This is a genomic window from Geomonas sp. (genome assembly GCF_056994735.1).
Genome location: NZ_JBXKJL010000397.1, coordinates 17,773 through 27,385 on the forward strand (window position 1 = coordinate 17,773; position 9,613 = coordinate 27,385).

A 9,613-nucleotide genomic window follows, 5' to 3' on the forward strand; every position below is an offset into this window, starting at 1 on the left:
GAGGTAGCGATGAAGACCGGCGCGGAAAAATCGTCGACCACCAGCTCGCCGACTGCAACCCACGAGGCGGGGCGCCCTTTCTTCTCCAGAAGGGGCGAGGGGGATTTTTTCGCAGCGCGCGGGGGAGCCGCCCCGGCCGTGCAGATGAAGATGACGGTGAACCAGCCAGGCGACCACTTCGAGCAGGAAGCGGAGAAGATGTCGGAGCGGGTGATGCGGCTGGCTCCGGGGCAACCGCCGAAGGAAGAAAAAGTACAGCGGCAGCCCCAGGACAAGTTGCAGAAGGCGGAGGGCGAAAAGCCGCCGGCACCGGCGACGGAGGAGGAAAGGGTCCAGCGCCAGGCCGAGGTGAGGGTGCCGCCGGCGACGCCGGAAACGAAAGCCAGGCAAGAGGAAGACGAGAGACGCCTCAAGCCCAGAAGCCGTCTCGGTGAGTTCCAGCGCAAGGAAAGCGGGGGCGCCGGGGGTGCCACGCCCTCCGTCAGTCCCAACGTGCAGTCGGCCATAAAGGACCGGGCCTCGGGCGGGGAGCCGCTATCGAGCGACGTCCGCAGCTACATGGAGCCCCGCTTCGGCGCCGATTTCAGCAACGTCCGGATCCATAAGGACCCCGAATCCGCGGCCCTGAACGACCAGCTCAGTGCCCGGGCCTTCACCTACCAGAACCACGTCTTCTTCTCCCGCGACCGATTCCAGCCGGACACCGGTGACGGAAAGCAGCTTCTGGCGCACGAACTGACCCATACCATCCAGCAGGGGCACGCCGTCCAGCGCCGGCCAGCCTCCTCTCCCGACAGACGGGAAGACGCCGTCCAGCGAGAGACGGGACCTCCCTCGGAGAAACGCGACGCCGCCGTCCAGAAGGCAACCAAGCCTCCTGCTGCCCCTAAAGAGGAGGCCACCAGTTCGGAAGTCGTGGACCTGTCAACAGGTGTCTTCAGCCCTTCAGGGAAAGTCAGCGAGGAAATCCTGGCGCAAAGCCACAAGGGTCTGGCAGTGCGGGTCAAAGTGAAAGGAGTGACCGGCGAAGGGCGGATCAAGGTCAGGGCGGACAAGAGGAAGAATTACCATTCGATCGGCAGAGGCTCGATGCCCGTAACCGCTCCGTGGGCCGAACTGATCGGAGGTGTGTACATCAACTTCACGCTGGTCAACAGCGAGATAAAGGGCGGTTACGCCTCCTTGAAGCCGGGCGGCGGAAATACCAACGACTGGCTGCAAAGCCTGCAGAAGAACGCGGCCATCCTGGGAGGTCTGGGTCTGAAGGTGGAGAACCTGCCCAGACCGGTGAACAAGTTCGAGTCCGGCAAGCTGACCCTTGGCGTCACCAACCTAAAGGTCGAGGTGGGCGGCTATGTCGACGCGGTCTTCAGTTTCTCCGTGGAGGATGCGGAAAAACCGAAGATCGAAGCGGCTGCCGACATCAACATCAAAGGGATGGCAAAGGGGCAGTTCAAGCTCGACAACACCAAGGACAAGCTGGCGGGTGAACTCTCTCTAGCGATCGCATACAAGTCCTTCAACGGCTCCGCGCTCATGAAGTACAACCCCGATGGGACGGTCGACCTCGCCGGCAAGGCCCATTACGACGCCGACCGGTTGTCGGGGGAGATCAACTTCGTTTCGACGGACCTGGAGACGGCCAACAACTTCACCAAGGATGCCATCAAAGCGGCGGGAGGGAAGGAGAAGGTGCAGGATGCCCCTCCCCCCGCACCGGTACCACCGCCCAAGGCTGGCAAGAAAAAACGCGGACTCGCCGCCGCGGGGCTCTTGTCCTTCCACCTGACCGACTGGTTTGCCGGCACGGTCTTCGTGGTTGTCGACAGCACCGGCAACGTCACCGTCATCGGCAGGATCGCCCCACCCGCCGAAGTCCCCCTGATGAAAACGCCGAGGGAGTGGGACAAGGAACTGATCAGCTTCGAGGCGAAGGCCTACTACGGCCTGCCGGTGGTCGGCGACATCAATATATTCGGCAGCCTGAGCCTCCACGCCCTGGCGACTCTCGGCCCGGCGAAGATCTACAACATCGAGATCCTCGGGACCTATTCCACCGATCCGGAAGTCCAAAAGATGATCCAGATCTCCGGGTCGATCAACATCTCCGGCTACTCCGGGTTGAGATTCCGTGCCGAAGGCGGCGCCGGGATCGAAATAATGCACCACGACATCAAGTTCGGCATAGGCGTCAACGCGGACATCGGGGTCAAGGCCTATGCCGATGCGCGTCCCACCATCGGCTATCGTGATCCTGGAATCTTCTACATCAGCGGCACCCTGGACCTGGTGGCGCAGCCGATGTTCGGCCTGGGCGGAGACTTCTTCATCGCCCTGGAGACGCCGTGGTGGTCGCCCCTTTCCGACGACCGGTGGACGTGGCCGCTTTTCAAGAAGGAATGGCCCCTCGGCGACCCGATCGGGCTGAGCGCGGTGATGAAGGAATACCAGCTCGGCTCGGGCAAGGTGCCGGAAATCGAGCTGAAGAAACCTGAATTCGACCCCTCCAAGTTCATGTCCAAGATGGTGGACAACGATCTGCCGGATAAATCCGGGAAAGGAAAAGAGGGGCAAGGGAGCTTCAAAGACGACGGGACCATTCAAAAACCGGAGGTCCCGCCGAAAAAACCGGAACCGAAGAAAGGGGAAAAGAAAGAGCTTGCGAAGAAGGGGGCGCCGCCCAAGGCCGGCAAATCGGCGGCTCCGGACCCGAATTCTCCCAGGGAAAAGGAAAACGCCAAGATCCTGCAGAATGCCTCCAAGCCGCTGTCGGCACTCAAGGAAAAAGGGCCGCTCAGCCGCGGCGAGTTGGACCTGGAACTCGGCAAAATCAAGACCGCAGTGAGCGGGTTGGGTTTCGATATCCAGGTGAAGGGTGAGAACTGGGTTGTCCGGGCGAAAGCGGGGGTAAGGGTCAGCAAGGGCGTCGAAGTCAAGGCGAAGGACAAGCCGGTCAACGGGGCGGCCAGGCCGGATGAGCGGACGGCGGAGCAGCAGATGAAGGACGTGCATCTGGCCGCCGCCGAACTCGAGGTCTCGGTCGGCATGGCGCCCGATCGGGAGGCGGTCAAGAAACACCTGGCGCGGATCAAGATCAAGTTCAAGCTGACCGATCTCTTCATCGAGGATCTGCCCCACGGCGCCTTCGATGTGGTAGCCGTGATAAACCCTCGCTGGAAAACGAAGACCTATCCCCCGGGGGAGTCGAAGTATGTCTTTATCGATCCCGCGGATAACAGGAGAAAACTGAGGGAGCAATACAGGGGGAGCTTTAAGGTCAGAACCAGCTTCTACCTGTTAGGACAAGGTTACGGCACCACGCTGGACAGGAAGAGAGATGAGAAAGTGGCCGCGCGCAGTTACCGCCTGGAAAACGGCGACTATGTAAAGGACCCCGCTGGCGACTACTGGATTGGCGACCCGAGCCAGCCGGCCCGGATTGTACCCAAAAAGTCTCCCACACATCCAACGGTGGAACACCCCATAAGCGTGAGGGACCACTGGAACACGGAAGGAAAGCGGATTGACCAGCCCGGACGAAGAGCGTGGGTCACCTTTAAAGGGAAAGAAGACGACGCGCCCATTCTCGACTTCCAGTCAAACAGGTCGGCTCCCTCGGCGAGTCAGGAAGGATACACCGAAATCGTCGAGAGCACCTTCAAGGGGCCCGGGGAGAAATGATCGTGGAAGAGATTTTCGTCATGTGGCAGCCGGTTCTGAACCGGGAGAGCGAACGGAGTGCCACGCTCGGCTGTTTCCTGACCGAGCTGACGGTGTCCCTGGTTCCCGTGGACTCCGTCGTGCTCGCTCAATGTCTCCTCGAGCGTCTGAACCTGAAGGGAGAGATTCTCCGCTGGCAGATCAAGGGGTGCCTTACCGATTATGCCACCCCGCCGGAAGATACCGGTTCCGAGAAAGATAAATGGCGCAAGGCATGGACCGTCGAGATAGAGATCGCGAAGGTCTCGCCCAAGGAGCTCCTCCTGAAGCACGAGTCCTTGTTTCTGGCTGACCCGCGGATCGGAGAATACAAGCCTCCTCCGGCACAGACAGAACTGCCGTACCTGGTCGTAGCAGACTTTGCAGACGAAGAGGATAGAGCCGCCTATCTCGACGCTGTGCGCAAGGTCCTGCCGCCGGGAAGCTTCGAGGTGGCGATGGCGACACTTTCAGGCCAGGACCTGACGGTATTCCAGGCGCGGCTTACGATACCAGCGAAGCATCACGGTTCGATAAAGAGAGTCGAGGGCGAGTGCGCAAGGCATGAAGGCTACACAAACTTCACCAAGCGAGCCGACGAGGCAGACGAGGCATACAACCCTGCTGGCGTAGATTGAGTTCTGGAACCCCCGTGGTTCCTACGAGAGATTGGAGTCTCCATGGTCGAACACAATGCCGCCGATCTTGAAGCTGCCGCCGACTGGCTGCACAGCGTACTCACATCTTGCCTCAACATCTACTTCAGGAATGCCGATGGCGTCGAGATCGACCGCTTCCGTTGCCAGACCCGCCAATCGTCCCTGTCGAAATTCTTCGCCACCCATCGCCCCACGCAGGAAGAGTTCGTGGTATTGATGCTCGCCCTGACCCCCCACCTCAAGCCGGAGCTCTTGAGCAGAACCATAGCCGGCTATCTGCCGGAAGGCGGCGAGTTCCCCGAATTCGGCGGCGTCAAAGCCGTAAATCACCGCGGCATCCTGCCTACCGGAGAAACTGCACAGTTCATCATCGCCGGCGACCACCTCGATAAACGACTGGAGGTTCAGCGCATGTTCGGCAGCGGGCACTGGTTCTCCAGGAAACATCTCCTCTGGCTAAACCCCGTGCCCGAGGGGGAGCCGCCGATGAGCGGACAGTTGATCATTGAGCCGGAAGTGGTGGAACATCTCACCACCGGGAGCGTCAGCAGGCCCCGGTTCGGCAGCGAATTCCCCGCGGAAGTGATCGAGACCGGGATGGAATGGGACGACCTGGTGCTGCATCCCGACACCCGCTTGAAGATCCGTGAACTGGAGAACTGGGTCATACACAGCGACACCCTGCTGCACCAATGGGGTATGAAAAAGAAGATAAAGCCCGGCTACCGCGCGCTCTTCTACGGCCCTCCCGGAACCGGGAAAACGCTTACCGCGAGCCTCCTCGGAAAGTACACGGGGAAGGACGTTTTCAGGATCGATCTGTCACGGGTGGTGTCGAAGTACATCGGGGAGACGGAGAAGAACCTGTCGAGGCTCTTCGACAAGGCAGAGAACAAGAACTGGATCCTCTTCTTCGACGAAGCGGACGCGCTCTTCGGCAAGAGGACCGATATCCGTGACGCCCACGACAAATACGCCAACCAGGAGATCGCATATCTGTTGCAGCGTATCGAGGGGCACAGCGGGCTGGTGATATTGGCCACGAATCAGCGCGGCAACATCGACGACGCCTTCGCCAGACGGTTCCAAAGCATCATCCACTTCCCGATGCCTCGTCCGGAGGAGCGCTGCGAGATCTGGCGCAAGGCCTTCCCGCCACAGATAAAGATTGCCGGGGACATCGATTGGAAGGAAATCGCCGGGCGCTACGAGATTTCCGGCGCGGGAATCATCAACGTCACTCACTACTGCGCCGTCGAGGCACTGGCCGACAACTCCCTCCTACTCGACCGCAACCGGCTCGAGGCCGCCATCATGCGCGAGTACATCAAGGAAGGCAAGGTGGTCTGACCGATGGTACCGAGACGACTTATCCTCTCCCGCAGGGGGAGGTCCAGGGAGGGGAATACGGCAGGAGATGCGCGCTGGAAGGGGGGAGCGAGGGCTTGAGGCCGGGGAGGCATGAGGGGTGCGGGGAAAGGCCTCAGCTGCTCCTTTCCTTCAGCTCCCGGATGATCTCCACCTGGCGCTGCAACATGAAGCGCGAGATCACCGCCTCGCACCGCGGATCGGCCTTGACCGAAAAGCGGCAGATATCATAGTCGCACTCTTTGAAGGTGCCGAGATGCTTCGCATCCAGCTCCACCGGCTGCGCATCGGGCACCAGGATGCTAAGCCTGACCTCGGCACCGTCGGGGAACCACTGTTCCCGGATGCTCATCGAGAAGCCCCCCAGCGAGACATCGAGGACCTCACCGGTGCAGAGTTCGGTCCCTACCCTGACCTCCCCCTTGACCGGAGGATCGAGCTCGAGCCGGACCGCGGTCCGCTGCTCGGCCATGATGTCGACGAAGACGAAGTTTCGCAGGGAAGCGGCCCTCCTGCGGACATCCACACTCAGGACCTCGGCCAGGATCGAGGTGTCGAAATGGTCGCACTTGATGAAGGTATAGCGGGAGTCGCTAAGAGCCACCGCCTGCTGCTGGTGCACGTCCAGCTCCAGCGTCCCGCTGGCGATCTCCACCAGCGAGGCCGGGTAGTTGATGGGCAATCCCTTGTAGTAATTCACCAGCCTCAGCTTTACACCGGTGTGGCGCCTGATCAGATCGTCGAATGCCTTGGCGATGTGATAGCGGTCCTCATCCACTGATTTCTTAACCCTCGTCCGGTAAAAACGCGAGAAGTCATATTCCATCTTGACGGTACCCCTCATGTGCTGAACCATCGCCTCCACTTCGACCATCAGTCGCGCCACGGCCCACGATCGCCATCACATCGGCAACTGCGGGCCGGCTTCGCCACTTGGCTACTGTCCAGGGCCGGAGGTTAGTTTGCGCTCCGACGAAGGCTCATTAGGAGTTCTTCCATGGATAACGGTCTATTCGGCCAGGGGGAGGAATTCTTGAGAGGAAAAGTAGAGATGTTTTCGAGGTCACAATTGCAGGCGCCGCGGGGGTTCGTGACATCGAGAGGAGGCTTTTATGATTGAACCGCGGCCCATCAAGTATAGTTTCTGCTGATCGCACAACCTGAAAGGAGATCGAAAGATGAAAGTCCCGGTAGACCTTTGTGTGGTCCCGCTTGGAGTGGGGGGTGTCTGCACGCGGACCGACCGTGTGCAGACCATGGAGGACAAGATCAAGAGCGTCAGGGACAAGATCTAAGGCCCTCCCCCCGACTTACCCCTCCGTGCCCGGGGAGGGGACGGGGGACATTGTTGATTTGGTTGACTTGCTGCAGTAAATCAACGTCGTGGGCGGTGAGCGGGGTTCACCACTCCACTGACTTGGTTATGTCCTGTTCTTCTCGTACACAGCCGTTCCCTCTTCGAGAAACTTTTCATAGAACTTCAAACCGCCTTTTTGAGCGTCAGCGAAACAACCGCCAGTCTCTTCATTCTCCAAAAGGTAATCATACAAGTATACAGTGCTGTTCACTGCGGCTTGAATGAGAGGGATGTGCATTACTTCTTCGGAATCGAGATGGGCGATAAATTTGTCACGGTAGGTCCGCATCTGATTTACATAGTCTTCAAACTCCGTCTCCGTTAGCCCGAGTTCCGCCAATAAGCCTTCCTGAAAAGTCACATCATCTGAGATAGCTTTACGCCAAAAATGCTTTCCGCGGGGGTCAGCGAACAGCTTGCACCACTCAAGGACAGCGATGTCAAGGAAGTTGCCATTTGTGTTCAGCCAAAACTGGCCTTTTAATTTTGATTTTCCATTGTGCAATCCTGCTTTGTAGAATGCTAAGTTACGAAGACAGTGACAGCAGAGAATCGCTACACGTCGAAGATGCTGGCTTCTTGTCATACTTACCTCAGGCCATCAGAACAATCAGACTCTATATACTCGGGTTTTCTGACATAACGCACCGGGAGATCACCTGATGGCTTCTTGGTCAGGTGCATCTCTTGGTTGGCCTTTAATGGCCCCACTCGTAATAGACGTAAAAAGTGCCATTACGTTTATTTACCCAAATTCTAATGCCGTTGCCGTTCAACACCTCGACTTCTCTTGGTTCTGGCCACCATTTGGGAACTCGGTATGATGGGTACCATTCATATGATGCCGTGGTAAACCCGCCCAGATCCTTGCGTAAGTTACTTATCTCGCCGTCAACCTCAGCAATAGGAACGACGTAGCGGATATAGTCATATCCAAAATAGCCAGTGAACTGAGGAGGTACCACGCGTCGGACATCAATGCGATATTGCGACGTTAATATCCGTTTTAATTTCGTTTGCTCTAATACCTCCGCTGCTGAGCACCCTCCTTCTGTTGAATCACAAATCGAATCTAGGCTGTTTTCAAGAAGTTGAATTCCTAAACCAGCAAATAGCAGAACAACCACAGCAATAAGAGCTATGGCTAGGTGGGAACGTACATGCTTGTCCATTTTCCATTTCCATTTTTTCGGCCAACGGCTCTCGGCGTGACCTGCGCGGCGATTCTTTGCCGCGTCAGTGTCTGCGCCGTGGTTGAACATCACCTTTCTGACTTATTCTGCCGTGAATGCCTGACAGCCACTCTTCAAATGAACTGCTCGTCCGTCCAAGGGACTATCTTTTGAAGTACATACACCGTATTCGAGTAGGGCAAAATGACCATCAATTCGTATGAAGTAAATGCAGTCCTGGCAATATCCGCCACAAGGTTCTGATACCGGTGTACCCCATCGTGTCGCGGTCTTATCAGCGTGTTCGATGGCTTTGTCTTCCTCGGGATCAACTTCAGATGGTCCCCTTGTACCCTCGTCTCTAATAAGGATACCTTCGTCGGCTAATAAATATGTCTTATCGGGTAGCCTTACGCTCCATTGTGGGTAGCCAGACGTCATTGCCATTGACCGGAGTATATACCCCCCTGATAAGTCAATAATCAGTTCCGGTATTCTACCGTCTAATGTTATGGCCTCGACTTTCTGGTTACGGAGATTCCCAATAGCTTTTTCGATCTCTGGACTGCTATTTGAACTTCCGCAAATAATCTGTTTCTCGCTTTCTATTCGCCAGTCCCACTCTAGGGAAATACAAGCTTCGCCATCTTGGTGCCGTTGCCGAGGGTGGCTCAAAGGCTGAAGCTCACCCAATTCGAGAAAAACAGCAGAACCATATCCACACCATGGCAGAGAGATTATCATGCCCAACAGCGGGCTGACGAGATTCTTAAATTCCGCAGTGCTTATCATGTTATCCCTTCTGTTCAACTCGTTATTGGCGCTCACTGCCCCTGCCCGCTACCTTCGTGTTAAGAGTGGAGCCCTGTCTCCTGCGCGCCGGCCCCTCACCAATCTCCGACAACCTACACTTACCTCGGCTTAATTGGCTTTCACAGGCTTTTCGCCGACTTCTTGAGACTTAGTAAGCCTACTCCTCACCGCGTTCTTCATGGATCTTTTTCACCGGCTCGATGAAATGGTGCATATCCAGAAATTGACGCAGTAAAGTTGTCGCGTTTAGGAGTGCGTCGAGCGGCCCTGTGCCTCGAACATCAACCACATCTTCTGTGAAGTGCTCTATGTATATCGGGCAACGCCACTCTTCATACTGTTGGGTCTTATCCTCAGCTGGTCGGCCTATGGCGATATATGAACTTTGTCGCTCCCCGTTGGGGTCAGGGGTTCTCCAGACTCCTTCAGCTATGATGTCCTCGACCACTACTTCATCTTTTGATTTCATCTCTTACCCCAATGCTTAGACTGGTTTTTCTTTGCTGTCGGAAGTTTTCAAAATAAAAGTTTCTGCACCAACGGGG

The 9,613-nt window shown here is 57.1% G+C and carries 8 protein-coding genes; 3 read left to right on the plus strand and 5 right to left on the minus strand.

The genetic code is table 11. The features are described 5' to 3' along the window. The first annotated feature begins 9 nt into the window (after positions 1-9). From AC11W3_RS17085 to AC11W3_RS17095, 3 genes are read left to right on the plus strand one after another with little or no spacing between them, the layout of a single operon-like run. Positions 10-3,681, plus strand: coding sequence for an eCIS core domain-containing protein (locus tag AC11W3_RS17085; protein ID WP_484089786.1), 3,672 nt, complete (start codon positions 10-12; stop codon positions 3,679-3,681). Positions 3,682-3,683: 2 nt separating this feature from the next. Then, positions 3,684-4,337, plus strand: coding sequence for a hypothetical protein (locus tag AC11W3_RS17090; RefSeq protein ID WP_484089787.1), 654 nt, complete (start codon positions 3,684-3,686; stop codon positions 4,335-4,337). A 42-nt stretch (positions 4,338-4,379) separates the two neighbouring features. After that, positions 4,380-5,708, plus strand: coding sequence for an ATP-binding protein (locus AC11W3_RS17095; RefSeq protein ID WP_484089788.1), 1,329 nt, complete (start codon positions 4,380-4,382; stop codon positions 5,706-5,708). A gap of 133 nt (positions 5,709-5,841) precedes the next feature. Here AC11W3_RS17095 and AC11W3_RS17100 read toward each other — a convergent pair whose 3' ends face one another. The 5 genes from AC11W3_RS17100 to AC11W3_RS17120 all read right to left on the minus strand — a co-directional run bounded on the left by AC11W3_RS17100 (position 5,842) and on the right by AC11W3_RS17120 (position 9,537). Next, positions 5,842-6,612 (minus strand): PilZ domain-containing protein, encoded by a 771-nt coding sequence (locus AC11W3_RS17100; RefSeq protein ID WP_484093413.1) that lies wholly within the window; start codon positions 6,610-6,612, stop codon positions 5,842-5,844. A 535-nt stretch (positions 6,613-7,147) separates the two neighbouring features. Beyond that, on the minus strand, positions 7,148-7,669 hold the full coding sequence (locus tag AC11W3_RS17105; protein WP_484093414.1) for a hypothetical protein: 522 nt from the start codon (positions 7,667-7,669) through the stop codon (positions 7,148-7,150). 112 nt (positions 7,670-7,781) lie between these two features. After that, positions 7,782-8,345 carry a hypothetical protein gene (locus tag AC11W3_RS17110; RefSeq protein WP_484093415.1) on the minus strand — a complete coding sequence of 188 codons (564 nt, stop codon included), beginning with the start codon at positions 8,343-8,345 and terminating at the stop codon, positions 7,782-7,784. A 12-nt stretch (positions 8,346-8,357) separates the two neighbouring features. Beyond that, the gene (locus AC11W3_RS17115) at positions 8,358-9,047 is read right to left on the minus strand and encodes a DUF3027 domain-containing protein (protein ID WP_484093416.1); all 690 of its coding nucleotides are present in this window, start codon (positions 9,045-9,047) and stop codon (positions 8,358-8,360) included. A gap of 178 nt (positions 9,048-9,225) precedes the next feature. After that, entirely contained in the window at positions 9,226-9,537 is a 312-nt protein-coding gene (locus AC11W3_RS17120) for a hypothetical protein (protein WP_484093417.1), read from the minus strand. Positions 9,538-9,613 lie beyond the last annotated feature (76 nt).